Below are 19,523 nucleotides of genomic sequence, written 5' to 3' on the forward strand. Positions count from 1 at the left end.
TTGCTGGCATTTTTGTTTACTCAATATGTTATAGCCTATTTATAACTTTTATCGGGCTAACTTCTTATCTAAGAACGCGCAAGATTTTGTCAGCGCTTTTTGGCAAATTGCTAAATAATGGCGTGCTTTAGGGTAATAAAAAGAGAAACACATAAGCCCTGCAATAAAAAAGATCAAAGAAGGGCCTGGTACAATAGCAAAAAATAATCCCAGCAACATAAATAAACTGCCGACTAAAACTAATACACATTTTTTCATTTCAATTCCCTCGCAATTAAGCATCTACTATGAGTATAAGTAATCACAGTCTTTTTACGATAAAAAGAGTGTTACAAACTGTAAAATCTTCAATTTCTATTGCTCTTTAGCATGATATAATCGAACAAATGCCTTAATTTACTACCGTCATGATAGCAACTATTAGCCAACAAGATGCCGCGACCGATTTAGTCGCAAGTTACTTAAAAACTATAATTAAACAAGGGTTTACTGGCGACACTGATGCAAGTTATGCCACTCGTATAACTGCATCAACTGATAACAGTATTTACCAGCAGTTACCGCAAAGTGTTATTTTTCCTAAAACTGAAAAAGATATTCAAATTGCTCTGCAAACTGCTGCACAAGACCCTTATCTATCGCTGACTTTTGGACCTCGCGGCGGTGGTACAGGCACCAACGGTCAATCATTAACTCCCGGGATCGTAGTCGATTTATCACGTTATATGCGAGAAATCCTCGAAATTAATCCTGAAGAAGGTTGGGTTAGAGTGCAAACGGGCGTGATTAAAGATCAACTAAATGATTTTTTACGCCCTTATGGATTTTTCTTTGCACCTGATTTATCAACGAGTAATCGCGCAACAATCGGCGGAATGGTTAATACCGATGCATCAGGACAAGGCTCACTGGTGTATGGTAAAACTAGCGATCATGTTTTAGGACTTACCACTTATTTAGTCGATGGCACACAAATGTCAACGACACCAATAGACATTGATAAAGCCAAACTAATTGCCGAACAAAACACTACAATCGGTAAACTGTACGCAACAGTGCTTGATATTTGTTTGTCTGAGCGGGATGCAATTTTAGCCAAGTTTCCACGTTTAAATCGCTTTTTAACCGGATATGACCTAGAACATGTGCTAAGTGATGACTTACAAACTTTTGATATGAGTAGGCTAATAACTGGCTCAGAAGGTTCGCTTGGTATTGTTACTGAGGCTAAATTAAACATCACACCTATTGCTGAATTCAAAACTTTAATCAACATCAAGTATGATAGCTTTGATTCGGCACTGCGGCATTCACCATTTTTGGTCGATGCTCGTGCTACCTCAGTTGAAACCGTTGACAGCAAAGTTTTAAATCTTGCACGTGAAGATATAATTTGGCATTCAGTATCGGACTTAATAACCGATGTGCCAAATAAAGATATGCAAGGGCTTAACATGGTTGAGTTTAATGCTGTATCGCCTGATGACATAAAAGACAAAGTTGAGTCGCTATGTGCATTACTCGATGATTGCGTTGCACAACAAAAAAACGGCGTAATTGGTTATCAACTTACCAGCAGTAAGACTGATATTTTAAAAATTTATGCCATGCGTAAAAAATCAGTTGGCTTGTTGGGTAATGTTAAAGGCGCACAAAAACCTTTGGCGTTTGCTGAAGACACCGCCGTACCACCTGAGAATCTTGCAGATTATATTGTTGAATTTAGAGCTTTGCTCGATAGCCATAATTTACAATATGGCATGTTTGGTCATGTTGATGCCGGTGTATTACATGTTAGACCGGCACTTGATATGTGTGATCCCGAACAAGAAAAATTACTGCGAGTGATCTCTGATGAAGTTGTTAAACTCACAGCTAAATACGGTGGTTTAATGTGGGGCGAGCACGGCAAAGGGTATAGAAGTGAATATGGCCCTGAGTTTTTTGGTGAGCATTTATTTAAGCAATTACGACTTATAAAATCAGCTTTTGATCCTAACAATAGGATTAATCCCGGAAAAATATGTACTCCGATTGAAAGTAAGGACTCACTAGTTAGTGTTGACGGTCAAAAGCGTGCGTGGTTCGACAGACAAATTTCGGTTGATGTTAAAACTAGTTTTAATAATGCAATGACATGCAATGGCAATGGTATTTGCTTTAACTATGATGAAAACTCTCCTATGTGCCCATCATATAAAGTAACCGGTGATCGTCGTAATTCACCTAAAGGTCGCGCAAGTTTAATGCGTGAATGGTTACGATTACAAGAAGCAAAAGAGATTGATTTAATTGAGGTTGAAAAAGAACTTAATAAAGGTAAAGTGATCACCTGGTGGGAACGTTTTCAACATAGCCGCGATAAAAAGAAAGGCGTGTATGATTTTTCTCATGAAGTTAAAGCCTCAATGGATGAGTGTTTAGCGTGTAAAGCATGTACCACAGCGTGCCCAATAAAAGTTGATGTACCGACTTTTAGATCACGTTTTTTAAATTATTATCACAGTTACTACGCGCGCCCACTTAAAGATTATCTAGTCGGTAATATTGAAGCCAGTGCACCATTAATGGCCAAATTTTCAAATGTAATAAACCCAATTGTAAAAACTAAATTGGTCAGCTCATTAATAAAAAAATCTGTTGGCTATGTTGATACACCCGTGCTTAGTTCACCACGTTTAACAAAACGGATTAATAAAACACACGAATTTAATTTTGCACAACTTTCAGGCTTATCTCCCGAGCAACAAAGTGAGTATGTACTAATTGTGCAAGATCCGTTTACCAGTTTTTATGAAGCTGAGCTGGTAGAAAGTTTTATAAAAATAATTTCCGCACTAGGTAAGAAGCCAATACTGTTACCGTTTAAGCCAAATGGAAAACCGCAACACGTTAAAGGTTTTTTAAATGAATTTAAGATCACAGCAAAAAATGCAGCAACATTTTTAAATTCATTATCTGAAATAAATGCACCACTTGTAGGTTTAGATGCATCATTAGTAATGTGTTATCGGGATGAATATAATTCTATTTTAGGTGATGAACGTGGTGAATTTGAAGTGCTACTTGCTCATGAATGGTTAGCAACACAATCTTTTAAATCATTAGCTAACAAAGTTGATAGCAATATAACATTTACGTTATTAAGTCATTGTACTGAAACAACCGCTTTACCAAAAGCGGCGAATGTATGGCAAACAATTTTTACTGACTTAGGCCTAAAACTTAATACAACAGCAACAGGGTGTTGCGGTATGGCAGGTACATATGGCCATGAAGCGCAAAACCAGAAAAACTCTCGAGCATTATATGAAATGAGTTGGCAAGGTGTTGTAGAGAAAAATAAACCTGAGCAATTATTAGCAACCGGTTTTTCTTGTCGTAGCCAAGTTAAACGCTATGAAAAATTCAAACCAAAACACCCAATAGAACTACTAGCAGATAAGCTAAGCAATAACATTTAATATAAAAATGCCGCACGCTTTTAAAAAGGAATGCGGCATTTTTTATATCGTTTTTTTATTTTAAATAACTATCAGCAATAGGCTTGGTGCTCATACCATGAATAAAAACACTAAATAAAATAGTTGTCATAGCAATCGTAGCTATAAGGTATTTATTTTCGATGCCGCTATCGATCACCATTAAAGTAAATACAATAGATGCTAAGCCTCTCGGGCCAAACCAAGCAAAAGTAAAACGTTCTTTCATTTTTAATTTAGTAAATTGTAATGACAACATCACAGGGATAATTCGAATAAGCGTTGTACTCAGTAGTGCAAATACAGTAAGTGCCCATGATAATTCTGGCAAAACTAAATAGCTGCATACAAAACCAAATAAACACCAGATCAACAAACCAGTAAAGTCAGCGATGTGTTCACTATCTTCAACGAGTTTTAAGCGTAAAGCCTGATCGGTAAATCTATCAAAAATTAATCCAGCAACAAACACCGCAATAAAACCACTGCTATGCAAACTTTGTGCGATTGAAAAAATGGCCATTGCCATACCAACCACTAAAAATGGGCTACTATTATTTGAAAAATAATGACGTTGCATGGCAAATTTAATCGCGGGAATGATCAATCCCATTGCAGCAACTGCAACCAGAATAGCCACACCTAATTCACGCGCAAAAACAATGACCGTATCAAAAACCGAAAATGTAGATGCAGGCTCTTTTGCTAACAACATCAAGACTAAAAATATTGGCACACATAAACCATCGTTTAAACCACTTTCAGTATTGATCCCTTCACGAATTTTTTCAGGCACCGCGCTGCTATTTAATAATCCTTTACTAAGCGCTGCATCTGTCGGCGTTAATATTATTGCAACTAGTGCAGCTTGAATAAGTGTCAGCTGGGTAAACATTAAACTCGCAATAATAATTCCAGCAAACAAGGTAAGTGGTAAAGCAATAAAAAGTAATAGGCTAGGGTATTGAAAGCTGTGTTTTAAAACCATCAGTTTGGTTTTTGCCGCATCAGTAAATAAAAATATGCTCAGTGTTAATTCTATTAAAGGTAATAAGTGATCTAAGTCTCTGGTTAAATATGCCGTTTTACTTGGTAGCATAAACCCGATCAACGCACCGATAATAACAAAAAACATAGGTCCGGTAATTTCAGCTCGCTCTAATTGATGCATAGATAATGAATAAATTAAAAAGGCTAAACCCACTGCAGCTAATACAACATATTCCATTTAGATTTTCCTTTTAAGTCCAGATTTTGCTCGTTCTTTGATATTTGTCTGAATATATATTTGATCGGTGGTGGCAATTTTTGCATGTCCTAAATCTTCTGATAAATGTTTTAAAGGGCGAGTTTGTGCATCATGCGTAGCACCAGTATGTCTGAGCCAATGCGCTGTTGCCGATTCTAGTTGCTCGGCATCATCAGTAAAGCCATCATCAAGTAAAGATTGTTTGGCTAAATCAAAACTTTGTTGAACTAAGCGACGAATTTGTCGAACGGTCATTCCGCCTTGACCACGAATTTTATGCACCAATGGATCAGATTCATCAACGCGGGGCAGGGCTGGTAAACCTCGGTACAACCTATAACGTTTTAAATAAGTTACAAAATCTTCACTGAGTGTGACATCACGTAATTTATTTCCTTTACCCATAATTCTTAAAAACCAAAAGCCATCATTATCTTGCCAAAAATGAGACATAACAGGCGACCATTGTGGTCGCTCTGATAGTTCAGAGATCCGTAAATAAAGACCTTTTAAACACGCTAAGGTAAATAAATTTCTTTCAAGATCAGGTTGTTGCTCACACTTATCACGTGTGACACCAAATACATATTCCCATTGAATATCACTCAAGGTATCAGGAATTTTTATTTGTGATTGCACAACTAAATAAGGGCTATTCTTTTTTACAACCGGTACAAAGTTAGCAAAGGTTTTTTCTTCTAAAATAGCAAACTTGTAAAATACATTTAAAGCAGTAAACATGGCCGCTAATGTTTGTTGGCTAGCAATAGATTCTTTGAGCATAAAAGGGCGCCAATTTTCGTTTAATCTACGGATCCCTTGCTCATCTTTATAGCGCCATTGCACTGAAGTCATCGCCCAGCTTTTATCGGGTTCGACCATAAAATCGACATAGGCTTCTATGTCTTCACGTTTTAATTCAAATACTGATTTTTCTGCGACTAACCAAGACCATAGGTAAAAGCGTTCGAGTTCGTTCCGAAAACGATTATATGTCGCTTCTGATTTTCGGCCATAAACATATAAAAATTGATACAAAAATACTAATTCTTGCTTAGATTCAGCGACAGTCAAGCCAACTTGCTGTATAAAGGTGGCAAGTTCTGGGTATTCTGATTGCATTGTATCATCTTCAAGATGGGCAATTTGATACCGTAATTGTTTTAATGTATCGACCAAAGCAACAAGCATAATATAGTTATTTCTAATAAAATAAAGTAGTTACAGTTTAACCTTAAAGTCCGATACTGTCTAGTATTGGACTTAGTGAATAATTATATTGTTAAGCTAATCAGATAATACCAAGGCAATGTTGCTGGTTTAAGGAAGGCATATGAAAAAGTTAATAGTTTTAAGTTTAGTTGCACTTACATTAGTCCTGTCTGGTTGTGCTACAACAGGTAGTGCTTCTCCAACTGAAAAGCGTAATCTAGTGCAAAATATGCGAGCAGATACACTCAGTAAATTATACAAAGAAAAACCAGATGTTAAAGAGCAAATTAAAAATGCCGCTGGTTATGCAGTATTTGATAATGCTAATGTCAATGTAGTTTTAGCCAGCTTTGGTGGCGGTTATGGTGTGGTTAAAAATAATTTGACGGGTAAATCAACTTATATGAATATGGGTGAAGCTGGTTTAGGACTTGGTTTAGGTGTTAAAGACTTTAACGTTGTAATGGTTTTTCATAATCAAGCTGCGTTAAATCGTTTTATTGAAAATGGTTGGGCCTTCGGTGGCAATGCCGATGCAGCGGCAAAATACCAAGATAAAGGCGGTGCACTTGTTGCCGAAGCCATTGCAGATCAAGTAACTGTTTATTCATTAACCGAAAATGGCCTTGCATTACAAGCCGTACTAAAAGGCACTAAATTCTGGGTAGATTCTGAGCTAAATTAAGACCTCAAAACCCTTCTAAAAGTGGGCTAGTTCGTATGATTACGCCCACTTTAATTTATTTCAGCCTATTTAACATAACGTAATTTATGGGCTATCAGCTATCAGCTATCAGCTATAAGCCAAAAATAACTTATAGCTTAAATTTTTCAATTAGTTTTAATTCAAATTTTTTATAGCTATACTTTTATCAAACGCGTCAGCTAAAGCAAATTTAAATAATTTATCTAGGCTATTTTTTCCTACTCGCCCATGGGCAGATTATAGAATTTGATATCACGACAACAAAATGACTACGCCTTGGGGTATAGTAAAACCATCTCATTTACAGTTAGTACACCGATATAAATGTTCTGCTAAGAAATCAGAGCAAATGTACCAAAACCTCAAAAGACAGACATCTACACAAGATAAGTATTTATTTGAATTACAGAACCAATTACTAGATATTGTTGGTGATATTTCAGAAAAGACAGGAAGTTAATTTTGCTAGAATCTAAAAAATTAGTACCCAAAAAAAATCATCATTTTGTTTGGCGGCGTTATCTAGAAAATTCGCAGGTTGATAATAAATTAGCTTACTTTGCTACTAAAAAACATATTGCAGCAACTGAAACCGCGCTTGGAGTAGCTAAGCAAGATTTTTTTTATAAATTGGAACATATTGAAAATTATGAAGATCTATATATTAAGATCATTCTTAAGTTTATATCTGATTCTAATTACGAGATAAACCTTCATTACTACAATTCGTTTAAAGCTGCTTTAAAACAATCCGATAGTGTTAATAACTGGAAAATTAACCTTTTAGAGAATTATCATTCTAAAATAGAGGGTAAAATGCTTAAAGTTTTGCCTCAACTAAGTAATGGTGATTTTAATATCCTTGAAAACTCAGATTACTTTAAAGATTTTATGAATTTTCTTGGTCATCAGGCAACTAGGACTAAGGATTTAAAAGATAGTAGTTTTTCTAAGTTAAATTTGTGGCCTAGATTTTCTTTAAATGAGAATTTTAGAAATGAAAAAGATATTGACATTCTATTGAGTGTATTTAGAAAACACTGGTGGTTTTTTAGTTTTGTCTTTGGGCAAAATTACGCTCTTAATCTCTTAACAAATTGTAATATCGATATTCATATCCCATTAATTAACTCTTCAGACATTTCATTTATTACTTCTGATTCACCAGTAGTAAGTCTTAAAAGTATTACTGGTAATGGTAAAGATCTCTATTTTCCAATCTCACCAAAGTTTGGGTATGTAATCTTACGTGATATAAACACTAAATTTTTTAATGAGTTATGTACAACAGAAGATGTAAAATTATTTAACTCATTAATTGTTCAAAATTCACATCAAACTTATTTTGCAGATTCAGAATCTTCTATAAATGAATACAGAAAGTTATTTATGAAAACTCACTAGTGTCATTATATCTTATTGCTAACATTGTAAATAATTGATAAAAAGGGCTTTCGCCCTTTCCTTTAATATTACGTACGATAATTTATGGATTATTAACTACGACTCATAAAACTACATTACTTGATAGATTAGATCATTCAATTATTTTCAGCTCAACATTTTCGCTATTGAGTTTTTTATCAAAATCATCGGCTAGTTTTTCAGTCTCGCTAAATACTGTTCGCCAATATTTTATACGTGTATCCGCATCGAGATCTGTAAAGTCGCTTCTATCGGGGATTTTCCCGTAAGGTAAGCTGGCGATGAATTTTTTAGAGGGAGTGATCATTACCACGTTATCGTAATTTTTAGCGGCGACTTTACGTTTTAAACTTTTATCAAACCACCCTGCTTTTGGATCTGAATTGAAATGTGGATATAGAATAAGTCCAGGATTGTTAATTTTAAAATCAAAGTGGTAATCAACAATACCACCATCGCGATACATGCCTGCAGGCGCGCCGGCAATATTTTTTATACCTTGCATTACTAGCGGTATTGATCCCGATGCCAGTAAGGCATCTTTTAAATTTGTTTGTGTGAGTGCGATATTTTGAGTTTTAAAATTGTAGCTGTCAGTAATACTTAAATTACTATTCGGTGCGCCAAAAATAAAACGCTCATATTGCCCGCCTAATAATTTACGATTAACGCGATTAAACAGATAACTTTTTGATAAACCCAAAAGCTGTATTAATTTATGTTCACTGGCAATTAACCCGTTAGATTTTGCGACGATAAAATGCGCTTTAAATACCGGGTTATTTATAATTTCGGTGACACCGTTATCGCCAAACACATCTTCGAGTAGTGCGCGGGCTTTAGTGGTAATTTCATTAGGAGTGGGTTTATTACTAGAATATCGGGTTTGCGAATACGATTTTGCTAAGCGTTCAATGGCCGCAACGGGATCGTTTTGTGAAAAACATGCAGATCTGAATGCTCCAGCCGATGATCCAATTAAATTGAGTTGCGATGATCGGTTTTTAAAAAACTCACCAAAAATATACTTATCTAAACCAAATAAAGTAAACCATTTAGGGCCACCGGATGCACCTAAGAAGGCATTAAAAAGGTCGGGTTTAAAACCTTGTTCTGTAATTATTTTTGCCGCAGTTTTACCTGCATATATATCAATCATAAAAATACTTAATCATTTTCAACAACCAGCAAGGTGAATACTTATGCAAAAAACCTCACAGCAATAGTCATGTTTAGTGCCAAATACCCTGCTCGGTTTTACCTTGAATGAGCACATTTTTTGCATTAAATTCAGGCTCAATACCTTCAGCTCGTTGCCTATTATAATCGTCTGTGACATTTAAAATAGTCGGGGTGAGCAGTATTATGGCAATTACATTGACAACTGTCATCAAGCCAAGAGCAATATCGGCTAAATCCCATACTTCTTTTAATGTGGCAGACGCCCCCCACATCATCATTGATAGATATAAAAATGTGTAAATACCGCGCCCTACTTTATTATCGAGCTTAAATAAATGTAGGTTACTTTCGGCGTAAGCGTAATTAGCCACTACCGAGGTAAAGGCAAATAAAGTAATGGCTGCTGCTACAAAGTACACTCCCCCTTGTGCTAAATGTGCGGTCATTGCCGCTTGTGTTAAGCGAATGCCTGCCATCTCACCACTGATATCAATATCAGCAAGTAAGATAATCACAGCGGTACAACTACACAACACGATAGTATCAAAAAACACCCCAAGCATTTGAATATACCCTTGCGTTACTGGGTGATTTGGAATTGGGCTGGCACTTGCTGAAGCATGCGGTACACTGCCTGCGCCTGCCTCGTTCGAATACAAGCCGCGTTGAATACCGTTTTTGATTGCCGCGCCCATTGCGCCTGCACCGGCTTCTTGTAGCCCAAAAGCAGATAAGAATATATCCTTCAACATAGCAGGTACTTGGGTGAAGTTAATCAAGGTAATAATCACAGCTGCCAGTACAAATACAATGCCCATCACCGGCACTACTCGCTCAGCAAAGCGGGCAATAGCTTTAAAGCCACCGAGTATAATAGAGCCTGCAAGCAGGGTTATGACTATGCCTGAATATAAGGTTGGAATTTCAAAAGCGAAATTAAGCGCATCAGTAATGGTGTTGGTTTGCATCGCGCTAAAAGTAAAGCCATAGCCTAAGAACAAACACAACGCAAACGCGATAGCGAGACTACGGCTGCCTATTCCTTGTTGAATATAATAAGCGGGGCCACCTCTAAATTCGCCTTGGCTATCGCGTACTTTATACACTTGGCCAAGTACGCTTTCTGCAAAACCGGTCGCCATGCCCAGTATGGCAATCACCCACATCCAAAATATGGCGCCACTGCCTCCTAATGATATCGCAACAGCAACACCTGCTAAATTACCAGTTCCAACCCGCGCACTTAATCCGGTGCACAGTGCTTGAAACGAACTAATGTCGTTTTTATTGCATTTGCTACTGCCTTTGAGAAGGCTGAACATGTGTTTAAATTTAAAAATTTGAATCAGTTTTAAGCGTACTGAAAACCAAATACCTGTAAACAGTAAAATGTAGATCAGTATTTGTCCTTCACCCCAAAGCAGGTTATTTATACTGCCTACGATTAAATCAAACATGTTTGCCCTTGTTATTATTTTTCAACACGAAATAGAATACATATGCTGAATTTAAGAATATTTAGTTGGCAATACTTTATCGTGCTGTTATAAATTAGCAAGTATTGAGTGTATTAAAATAACAAAAAGTTATTTACAACACCCTACAACTCCCTTCATGATTGTTTGTCAGTAGCAATTATTAAATTTAATAGATGAATAGCTTATCGATTCGATACTACACACGAAAAATCCACAGCCACCAGCACCACTATCACCAACTTGTTTTACCACTTTGTGGCTATATAGAACTTGAAATGAATAATTTCGCGGCGCCTGTTGGTGTTGGTCAATGTGTTGTGATCCCTAAAAATACTCTACATGCGTTTAAATCAGATGAAAATGCACGTTTTATAGTGGCCGATTTATTAGAGCTCCCAAATAACTTAACGACGATGAATGCCCCCTGTTTCAGTATTGACGATAAATTAATGAGCTATCTAAGTTTTACCCAAAAGCAGTTGCAAGGTGTAACTAACATAGATGAAGCAGCGTTATGTTTTAATTTATTTTTGGTGTTACTCAGGCAACAAACTACCAATGCGACTATTGATCCGCGGATAAATAACGTTTTGTTATTAATAAAAAAAGATTTATCGATAGACTATACATTGAATGATATGGCAGCGGTTGCATGTTTAAGTGTTACTCAATTCAAAGCGGTTTTTAAGCAATGTATGCACACCAGCCCGGTTAAACATCACACGCAATTAAGAATGGAACATGCGCGTTCCTTACTTTGTTACTCTGATTTACCTATAGCAGTAATTGGTGAACAGGTTGGTTATAACGACCCATCAGCTTTTAGTCGAGCCTTCACTTGCTACTTCAAACAATCCCCCACGAGACTTAAAAAAGCAGCTTTAACGTCAACAATATCGCCTTTTAAGCACAGTGTTAGATAGTAAAATTGATAAACTACCTTTATCAATTAATTTTTAATAAAATGTTTGCTATGTCTACAATTTTCGGCGTATTAGCTATTTTTTTATGGGGTGCATTAGCATTGTTAGGTAATTTAACTAAAGCATTACCGGCTTTTCAATTACTATTTATGTGCTTCTTTGTGTCGTTCTTATTGCTGTTTATTAAACGGCTTGTTACCAAGCAGCCTTTGTTAACTCTGCCTACACTTGGTAAGGCGCAAACAATTATTGGCATAGTTGGCTTATTTGGTTTTCATTTTTGTTATTTTATGGCACTTAAATATGCACCATTGATCGAAATTAGCCTGATTGTATATTTATGGCCATTGTTATTGGGTGTTTTTGTCGCGCGATCTGAAAACAAAATAAATGCGATTATAGGCGGGCTGGTTGGTTTTATAGGGATCGTGTTTTTAATTAGTGATGGCAGTGGTTTTACTATCAATAGCCAGTACTTTTTAGGCTACCTATTTGCTGCGAGTTGTGCGCTATTATGGTCGAGTTATTCATTGTTCATGACTCGCTTTGATAATCACGTTGATGATATTGGTTGGCTTTCTCTTTATGTAGCTATTTTGGCCTTATTGGCACATATATATTTTGAACAAACAGTCACACGTTTTTCATTAACGCAGACTGTAGGTATTTTTTTGTTAGGGTTAGGACCTGTCGGTGGCGCATTTTACTTATGGGACATCGCTTTAAAAAGAGGTAATAAAACGTTACTCGCCTCTTTGAGTTTTTTAACACCGCTACTATCTACCGTGTTACTGGTTATGGCTCAACAAATACATTTTTCATGGTCAGTTTTAATTGCATTGGCATTTGTTTTAATTGGCGCAGCGATCAGTAATTATAAATGCAGGCCTCGGGTCGTTAATGCGAGCCATTTATGACTCGCTTATTAATTACAAACTAACAACACATGATACTTATCCAACTCACATACAACTGATAGGAATAAATTCATTAATACCAATTAGTTAGCCACAGCAACAGGGTGGGTATTGTTTGCTGGGTATTGCTCAGTAAAATAGTTATTACCTGCCAATAAACCTAATTTATAATCACGACGTAGATCATTGGTTGAACTACCAAGTAATTTGCTCGAAAGCTTTTGGTTTGCAAAAATTTGTATTATTTCTACATCTTTCGGAGGATTGGCAATAAATGCTAACTCATCCTCATACGCTTGTTCGTGTTGTAATAAGTAATCTAAGGTTTTTGGGCAATATCCTGATGCACAAACAAACGCTTTTAACTTGTTTACCCATGCCGATTGCGCTTGAAAGTCTTGATCAACTGTGCGGATCACCACAATTTTACGTGCACCACGATTGTAGGCTTCGCGCACTGGTAGTGGCGCAGCAAGGCCACCATCTAGGTAAAAGTCTGACTCAGCGTGTACGTCGGTTTTATCTATTTCATTAGCAGCTAATGCATTTAACCATGGCGTGAGTTTTACACCTTGTTTATATAAAAATGGCAGTGCACTTGACGCTTTCAATAGATCTCGCCATTGCTGGCCTTCACCGGTTGGTGATAAAAAATAAGGTTTTCGATCACGGGCATTAGTGGCGGTAATAAGTAACTCTCGTTCACCCAAACTTGCTTTTGCAGTTTTAAAATCAAGTGCTCTGTTAACTTCGGTAGTTTTATCAAAGTACCAGTCTAAGTCGACTATATGTTTACCAACTAAACCACGGCCTAATTGAAAAAATCGTTTGTGACGCGAAAGCCCTCTGATTAAGCGTTTGGCATACCCTTTTTGGCGAGCTAAATAGCTAGTAAGGTTTTGTGAACCTGCTGAAGTACCAATAAATAAATCGAATGGGTCATATTCATGTTCAAGCCATGCATCGAGTACACCTGCGGTGAAGATCCCTCGTTGCCCACCACCTTCCGCGATCAATGCTGTTTTATCGAAAGTATTTGTGATTTTGGGGTCTTGAGGTTTCAAAATATGCCTTCCTTTGTAATTACTTTATTGGTTTATACCTTCATTTTAATGTGTTTAAATCAAACGTTAAAATTGATTATATAAATCGAATTGATTATAAAAACAGAACGCAAGCTTAAATAAGATTAGTGCTGTGTTTTGCACTTTTAAGTAGAGTTCAGAAACTAGTAAACATTGTGTATTAGCTAGTTTCTGTATTGTAACGGGGGTTAAGTGTACCTTAGCTTAATTTTCAGTGGTTATGCTTTTATTGACCGTAAAATCTCCAACGCGTGATGACGGTCGCTACTTTGGTAAAGATCATTGGTAAAAATGAACTCATCGACACCAAGCTCTTTGACTATCATATTTAGCTTATGAGCAATGGTCACTGGACTCCCTACCACAGATAATCCTAAAAAGTTTTCAACCTGAGCCTGCTCTTGCTCATTCCATAATCCAGCCATGCTTTTAACGGGAGCTTTTAGCCATAAAGGATCACCACGTAATAGTGCTAAGATACGCTGTTTTGACGTGGTTGCTAAAAACTGTGCATGTTCATCGCTATCTGCTGCAACTATCGGTAAGCCAAGCATTACATACGGTTTGTCTAACACATCAGAAGGTTGAAATTCACGGCGATATAAAGCGATTGCATCATAAACAAAACGCGGTGCAAAGTGGCCAGCAAACACATAAGGGAGGCCTTTTTTAGCAGCTAGTTGCGCACTGTATAAACTGGAACCAAGTAACCAAATAGGTACATTGGTATTCTCGCCAGGAATAGCGCGAACAGGGTGACTACCATCGTAAGGGCCTAATAAAGTTTGCAGTTCAGTGACTTCATCGGCAAAGTTTTCAGCGCGTCGTTCATCTCGGCGCAGAGCACGACTGGTTATATGATCGCTACCTGGAGCGCGACCTAAACCTAAATCAATACGCCCAGGGTATAAACTCTCTAACGTGCCGTATTGCTCTGCAACAATCAGTGGCGGGTGATTTGGTAACATAACGCCACCAGCACCTACTCGTATAGTTTTAGTTTGCCCTGCTATGTGGCCAATTAATACAGAAGTTGCCGCGCAGACAATTCCCGGCATATTATGATGTTCAGCCATCCAAAATCGGTTAAAACCGAGTTCATCAGCTTTTTGTGCATAAGCGACACTATTTGCAAGAGTACTTGAGACGGTGGCATCTTCTTTCATTGGGCTAAGCTCAAGTAAAGAAAACGGTATTGCAGATAACCCAGACATGCGTACTCCTCATTGCCTTTAATAAGTGATAAAGATAGTCAAAATAATTTAACCATCATTACATTAATGGGTCTGCTGGGTGGTTAATTCAATCATTGATTTTAACTACTCAATTGATCCTGTCGATTAAGCTAAGTGCAGAGTGATTATTGCATTAAATGCACTTACACTCATTCAATGCAATTACAATACACTAAATAAACTACACACGTTATTAGCTGTATCAAACATAACAATATGATTTATAAATATTATTTTTATTTTAAATGTTTTGGATCAGGTATGCGTAATTGTTTAACGAGTGGGTGATTTATTTTTTTCATTTCTATTAATACTAATTGAGCAACTTCTCGAGCACCGAGTTCATTGAAATGGGTATTGTCTTCTACGCCCATAGGGTAATTTGGATGCAAGTTAGGTGCTATATGCATAAAACGTAAGCGTGAGTTGATCCCACCAAGCTTTTGAAAATACTGTTGGGTCACTCGTTCCATGTCAATAAAATCGACCTCAGTCTGTTTAGCTACATCTCTTACTATATCAGCGTAAATAGGATGGCTGTCTTTGATCTGACCTTTTTCATCAAAATTACGACGCGTTACCGGAGTCATCAGTAATGGCTGTGCCTGCTTTGCTCTTACTTCAGCAATAAAATTAACTAGGTTTTGCTTATATTGCTCTGGTGTAGTGTAACGGTCCACTTTGTGTTTTGACTGATCGTTATGACCAAATTGAATGATCACAAAATCACCTTTATTAAGTTCATTTATAATCCCTGCCCACAAGCCTTCACTGATAAAGGTGCGTGTACTACGACCATTTTTAGCACGATTTTTAACGTCGATGCTGTCATTAAAAAAGATACTAAAGGGCATTCCCCAACCTGTTTCAGGGTAATCCTTCACTTCTTTAATTGACATGGTTGAATCCCCTGCCATAAAAAGCTGAACTTTAGTAGTTGCTGACATACTTGAAAAACTCATCATGATAAATATTGCTGCAATTAATTTTCCCATTCTACTCGCTCTTTGTCGTTTTTAAAAAATCAGTTTAGCTCGTAATAAAATTATTTTTTGTAGTTTAGTGAAAAATAATTTTATTAAAATGTAGTTCCAGTTATAAACATACCACCAACTGCCACCGGTGGCAAATAACAAGTTAAATCATAGTGCTGAATAAAATTGAACCAGTCCTTAATGTACTTTTACTGCAAAAAAAATGTAAATAAACCATGAAAAATGTAATTTATTAGGTTTGACAATACGCTTTTTTAGATATAGCTTGACCTCTATGCCACCGGTAGCATTTGTATTTAGCTGATATTGCTATCGATTCAAATCATAGTTTTATGACATTTAATCATAGACTTATATTTGACTGGCTAAATAAAGTAATAAAAATAAAAGCTCAAATCAACAGCATAAAAAAGGAACACACAATGAAGACTGCAAATAAGTTCGTTCTCAAGCCACTTAACTGCATTGTTAGTGCCTTACTACTGGGCACAACATCGTATGCAATCGCAGCCGATGAACAGCCACAAACAGATACTAAAGCCCAAAATGACATTGAGTTAATTCAAGTAACTGGATTTAGATCATCATTAAATAAATCGTTAGCAACTAAACGTTTTGAAGTAAATACCACTGAATCTATCGCGGCTGAAGATATTGGTAAATTCCCTGATCTGAATATCGCCGAATCATTACAACGTATTCCTGGGGTAGCTATTTCTCGTGAAGGTGGTGAAGGACGGCAAATTACCTTACGTGGTTTAGGTCCTGCATTTACACGTACTACCTTAAACGGTATGGAAGTACCTGCTAGTACCGACGGCACCGACTCTGGTGGCGGCGTAAATGGTGGCCGTGCATTTGACTTTAATATATTTGCATCCGAACTATTTAATCGTGTTGATATCCAAAAAACGCCCACGGCCGCAACTGAAGAAGGTGGTATAGCCGGGACTGTTGATATGTATTCTGCACGTCCGTTTGACACAACAGGCTTTCATGTTGCAGCGTCTGCGCAAGCCGGTTATAACGACCTCACTGAAGAAGTCGACCCACGGATGGTATTTATGATCAGCAACACATTTGCTGATGATACAATCGGGGTTTTATTCTCTGTCGCAAAATCTGAACGCACCGTGCGCCAAGAAGGCTTTGGTACAGTACGCTGGACCACCCCCGTACTTGATGGTGGCGGTATCTATGCTGACACCTCTAATACTGAAGTTATTGGCACACCCAATACAGGGGACTGTGAGTTCGAAGGTCAAACAGTCGATGCTGTGAACTGCTTATATACGCCTCGCCTGCCTCGCCCTGATTTTTTCGGTAATGAACAAGACCGTTTAGGCTTTACCGGTTCATTACAATATGCTCCTAACGATGATCTGGTCCTTACACTAGATACATTAAATTCAACTCTTGATAATGACCGTACTATGTACAACTTTTTCGAGATGTTTAGAAACACATTCAGCGAAATTACTCCTGAATCGATTACCATTGCTGACAATGGAAAACAGATCCAAGCAGCGACATTTAACGGCGTTAAATCTCGAGTAGAAAGTCGTCAGCAGATTTCAAAAACAAAATTTAAACAATACGTATTCTCAGCTAAATATCACTTATCTGATTACCTTCGATTAGACGCTATGGTGGGCACTGCTGAATCGGATGCTCGCTCTGAACAGTATCGTTATAACATGACCAATAACACACCTCATAGAGTATCGATGGATTTTGGCACCAGCAATAATACCGCTGTGATGAATTACGATTACGATACTCTGGATGCCAACTCCTTTGATTTAGCTGATGGGCGCTTACGTGCAACCGATGTACTACGAGAAAATGACACCGCTAAAATTGATTTATCATACGAGATGGATATGATGAATATCAAAGGCGGTATTGCCTATAACGACAGAACGGTTAGTTACGATGAATCACAAATAAACGGTTTTCCTGATCAAGATTCTGCAGCTGGATTTTCTCAGCTAATGCCCTACGATGATTTTGGCACCGGTTATGACGGTACGTTATCACCCTTTATAGTGGCTGATTTTGATGCAATAAATTCACAGCTTTTAGTAAAAGAGTGGGTGCCACGCAGTGCGCAGAGCTGGAAAGTTGAAGAAGAAACAATGGCTGCCTACATCGAAACAAATTTTGAGTATGAAATTTCAAGTATGCTGCTCAGAACTAATGCAGGTGTTCGCTATGTAAAAACTGAGACCACATCAACAGGTTTTATTCAAACTGATGCGGTATCAATCGACAATAGCTATGACAATATTTTACCAGTGCTAAATTTAGCCCTTGATGCAACCGATGATGTGATTGTAAGGCTGGGTTTATCTAAAACCATGACCCGCCCGAGTTTGAGTTCACTTAATCCTGGTAATCCATCGTTTTCATATTTAAACGGCACTGTTAGTGCGGGTAACCCATTCTTAGACCCATTTACCTCTACCAATACAGACTTTGGTGTTGAATGGTACTTTGCAGAAGAATCGCTATTAGCAGCAACCGCGTTTTACAAAGACATTGGCTCTTTTATAAAAAGTGATAGTGAAGAAAAACTAGTCGATCCTGCTTATTTACCCTTCATTGATAATGATCCGCAATATGATCCATCAAGTGCACTCGATCCTAGAACTACTCCTTACACACATTTCGTCCCTGTAAATGGTCAAGGAACTGTGATCAAAGGGCTTGAACTTATTTATCAGCAACCTTTTTCATTCCTACCTGGGTTGTTAAAAAATATGGGGTTAGTGTCTAACTATACGTATGTCTCTGCAGGTGAAATTACGGGTCTTTCTAAAAATTCTTATAACTTTACCCTGTATTATGAAGAAGAAAACTATGGTGCTCGTGCTTCAGTAAATAAACGCGACAATTACATCACTGATTACACGGGAAACAATGGTAATGCTGAAGAAGCGACATCTGGTCCAACACATTTTGACCTATCAGCCTTTTATAATATTAATGAAAATGTCACCGTAACATTTGAAGCAATTAACCTTACCGACGAGTATGAACGCCTTTATACAACGGGTGATGGCAGTTTAGATTTACCACGTGAATATAATCATACCGGCCGACAGTTCTTTTTAGGAATACGCTACAACTTATAAAGCAATGTTTAAACTTTAAATTCCCCTAAAGTAAACAGCTTAATTAACATGTTAATTAAGCTGTTTTTCTATGCGCACAATACCGACAACTCAATGTTAATTGCCTTTCTTAATTGATAATCATAAATTAATCACATACTAACAATAATACCTTATGTTGTAATTATACGACTAAAGTAGCGCATCAGTTATTTATAATTAAAACGAAGTGCAGCCGATGGCTAATAATCAGTTAAACCACAGTGCTTATAAATAATGTTGCACTTAAATGGTATTCGCACGCCATTGAAAATGTAAATTAAAGATGAATGATGTTATGTTTTTCGTTTGACATCACATCAATAACATTATACTTTCCACCCATGCCACCGGTAGCAAAAATAATTAATCAATACTTCGCTACATACTTTCTCGTTGTTTTTCCCATTATGGATTATGAGGTTAGGTGTAATAAGAATCAGAACAAGTACATGACAAACACACTCTTTCAAGTCATG

14 protein-coding genes are annotated in these 19,523 nt (G+C 37.1%); 6 read left to right on the plus strand and 8 right to left on the minus strand.

The genetic code is table 11. The features are described from left to right. Positions 1-48 precede the first annotated feature (48 nt). Positions 49-258, minus strand: a complete 210-nt coding sequence (locus H5182_RS06765) for a PGPGW domain-containing protein (protein ID WP_145239030.1) — start codon at positions 256-258, stop codon at positions 49-51. Positions 259-407: 149 nt separating this feature from the next. Between H5182_RS06765 and H5182_RS06770 the strand changes: the two genes are divergently transcribed. Next, a complete protein-coding gene (locus H5182_RS06770; RefSeq protein WP_182759758.1) occupies positions 408-3,464 on the plus strand; it encodes an FAD-binding and (Fe-S)-binding domain-containing protein in 3,057 nt (1,018 codons plus the stop codon). A 55-nt stretch (positions 3,465-3,519) separates the two neighbouring features. Here the strand turns inward: H5182_RS06770 and H5182_RS06775 are convergent, their stop codons facing one another. Beyond that, on the minus strand, positions 3,520-4,710 hold the full coding sequence (locus tag H5182_RS06775; protein ID WP_182759759.1) for a sodium:proton antiporter: 1,191 nt from the start codon (positions 4,708-4,710) through the stop codon (positions 3,520-3,522). Continuing rightward, positions 4,711-5,922 (minus strand): tyrosine-type recombinase/integrase, encoded by a 1,212-nt coding sequence (locus H5182_RS06780; RefSeq protein WP_149980295.1) that lies wholly within the window; start codon positions 5,920-5,922, stop codon positions 4,711-4,713. 142 nt (positions 5,923-6,064) lie between these two features. Here H5182_RS06780 and H5182_RS06785 point away from each other — a divergent pair, with 142 nt between their 5' ends. Together H5182_RS06785 and H5182_RS06790 are read left to right on the plus strand one after the other, a co-directional pair. Then, the gene (locus H5182_RS06785) at positions 6,065-6,628 is read left to right on the plus strand and encodes a YSC84-related protein (protein WP_145239042.1); all 564 of its coding nucleotides are present in this window, start codon (positions 6,065-6,067) and stop codon (positions 6,626-6,628) included. Positions 6,629-7,111: 483 nt separating this feature from the next. After that, complete coding sequence (locus tag H5182_RS06790) at positions 7,112-8,053, plus strand: DUF4238 domain-containing protein (RefSeq protein WP_182759760.1); 942 nt, start codon at positions 7,112-7,114, stop codon at positions 8,051-8,053. Between the two features lie 133 nt (positions 8,054-8,186). On the opposite strand, the gene H5182_RS06795 is transcribed toward H5182_RS06790, so the two are convergent. Both H5182_RS06795 and H5182_RS06800 read right to left on the minus strand, forming a co-directional pair. Then, positions 8,187-9,233: a patatin-like phospholipase family protein gene (locus H5182_RS06795; protein WP_182759761.1), complete on the minus strand. Its 1,047-nt coding sequence runs from the start codon at positions 9,231-9,233 to the stop codon at positions 8,187-8,189. Between the two features lie 73 nt (positions 9,234-9,306). Next, positions 9,307-10,713, minus strand: coding sequence for a sodium:alanine symporter family protein (locus H5182_RS06800; RefSeq protein ID WP_149980287.1), 1,407 nt, complete (start codon positions 10,711-10,713; stop codon positions 9,307-9,309). 296 nt (positions 10,714-11,009) lie between these two features. Between H5182_RS06800 and H5182_RS06805 the strand changes: the two genes are divergently transcribed. Both H5182_RS06805 and H5182_RS06810 read left to right on the plus strand, forming a co-directional pair. Beyond that, positions 11,010-11,657, plus strand: coding sequence for an AraC family transcriptional regulator (locus tag H5182_RS06805; protein WP_259398251.1), 648 nt, complete (start codon positions 11,010-11,012; stop codon positions 11,655-11,657). Positions 11,658-11,707: 50 nt separating this feature from the next. Then, the gene (locus tag H5182_RS06810) at positions 11,708-12,574 is read left to right on the plus strand and encodes a DMT family transporter (protein ID WP_182757804.1); all 867 of its coding nucleotides are present in this window, start codon (positions 11,708-11,710) and stop codon (positions 12,572-12,574) included. Positions 12,575-12,657: 83 nt separating this feature from the next. On the opposite strand, the gene H5182_RS06815 is transcribed toward H5182_RS06810, so the two are convergent. The 3 genes from H5182_RS06815 to H5182_RS06825 all read right to left on the minus strand — a co-directional run bounded on the left by H5182_RS06815 (position 12,658) and on the right by H5182_RS06825 (position 15,889). Beyond that, positions 12,658-13,638: a patatin family protein gene (locus H5182_RS06815; protein WP_145239058.1), complete on the minus strand. Its 981-nt coding sequence runs from the start codon at positions 13,636-13,638 to the stop codon at positions 12,658-12,660. Between the two features lie 239 nt (positions 13,639-13,877). Continuing rightward, the gene (locus H5182_RS06820; RefSeq protein WP_182759763.1) at positions 13,878-14,873 is read right to left on the minus strand and encodes an LLM class flavin-dependent oxidoreductase; all 996 of its coding nucleotides are present in this window, start codon (positions 14,871-14,873) and stop codon (positions 13,878-13,880) included. Positions 14,874-15,130: 257 nt separating this feature from the next. Then, on the minus strand, positions 15,131-15,889 hold the full coding sequence (locus H5182_RS06825) for a rhamnogalacturonan acetylesterase (protein WP_182759764.1): 759 nt from the start codon (positions 15,887-15,889) through the stop codon (positions 15,131-15,133). 422 nt (positions 15,890-16,311) lie between these two features. Here H5182_RS06825 and H5182_RS06830 point away from each other — a divergent pair, with 422 nt between their 5' ends. Continuing rightward, a complete protein-coding gene (locus tag H5182_RS06830) occupies positions 16,312-19,026 on the plus strand; it encodes a TonB-dependent receptor (RefSeq protein WP_182759765.1) in 2,715 nt (904 codons plus the stop codon). Positions 19,027-19,523 lie beyond the last annotated feature (497 nt).

This window comes from Pseudoalteromonas sp. SG44-17 (assembly GCF_014164235.1).
GTDB classification, from domain to species: Bacteria; Pseudomonadota; Gammaproteobacteria; order Enterobacterales; family Alteromonadaceae; genus Pseudoalteromonas; species Pseudoalteromonas rhizosphaerae.

What these genes read in the sequence shown, in the direction of transcription:
- H5182_RS06770 (WP_182759758.1), top strand. Translation starts at nt 408, where the DNA reads ATGATAGCAACTATTAGCCAACAAGATGCCGCGACCGATTTAGTCGCA.
- H5182_RS06780 (WP_149980295.1), bottom strand. Translation starts at nt 5,922, where the DNA reads ATGCTTGTTGCTTTGGTCGATACATTAAAACAATTACGGTATCAAATT.
- H5182_RS06830 (WP_182759765.1), top strand. Translation starts at nt 16,312, where the DNA reads ATGAAGACTGCAAATAAGTTCGTTCTCAAGCCACTTAACTGCATTGTT.
- H5182_RS06795 (WP_182759761.1), bottom strand. Translation starts at nt 9,233, where the DNA reads ATGATTGATATATATGCAGGTAAAACTGCGGCAAAAATAATTACAGAA.
- H5182_RS06800 (WP_149980287.1), bottom strand. Translation starts at nt 10,713, where the DNA reads ATGTTTGATTTAATCGTAGGCAGTATAAATAACCTGCTTTGGGGTGAA.
- H5182_RS06775 (WP_182759759.1), bottom strand. Translation starts at nt 4,710, where the DNA reads ATGGAATATGTTGTATTAGCTGCAGTGGGTTTAGCCTTTTTAATTTAT.
- H5182_RS06765 (WP_145239030.1), bottom strand. Translation starts at nt 258, where the DNA reads ATGAAAAAATGTGTATTAGTTTTAGTCGGCAGTTTATTTATGTTGCTG.
- H5182_RS06810 (WP_182757804.1), top strand. Translation starts at nt 11,708, where the DNA reads ATGTCTACAATTTTCGGCGTATTAGCTATTTTTTTATGGGGTGCATTA.
- H5182_RS06825 (WP_182759764.1), bottom strand. Translation starts at nt 15,889, where the DNA reads ATGGGAAAATTAATTGCAGCAATATTTATCATGATGAGTTTTTCAAGT.
- H5182_RS06785 (WP_145239042.1), top strand. Translation starts at nt 6,065, where the DNA reads ATGAAAAAGTTAATAGTTTTAAGTTTAGTTGCACTTACATTAGTCCTG.
- H5182_RS06820 (WP_182759763.1), bottom strand. Translation starts at nt 14,873, where the DNA reads ATGTCTGGGTTATCTGCAATACCGTTTTCTTTACTTGAGCTTAGCCCA.
- H5182_RS06805 (WP_259398251.1), top strand. Translation starts at nt 11,010, where the DNA reads ATGAATAATTTCGCGGCGCCTGTTGGTGTTGGTCAATGTGTTGTGATC.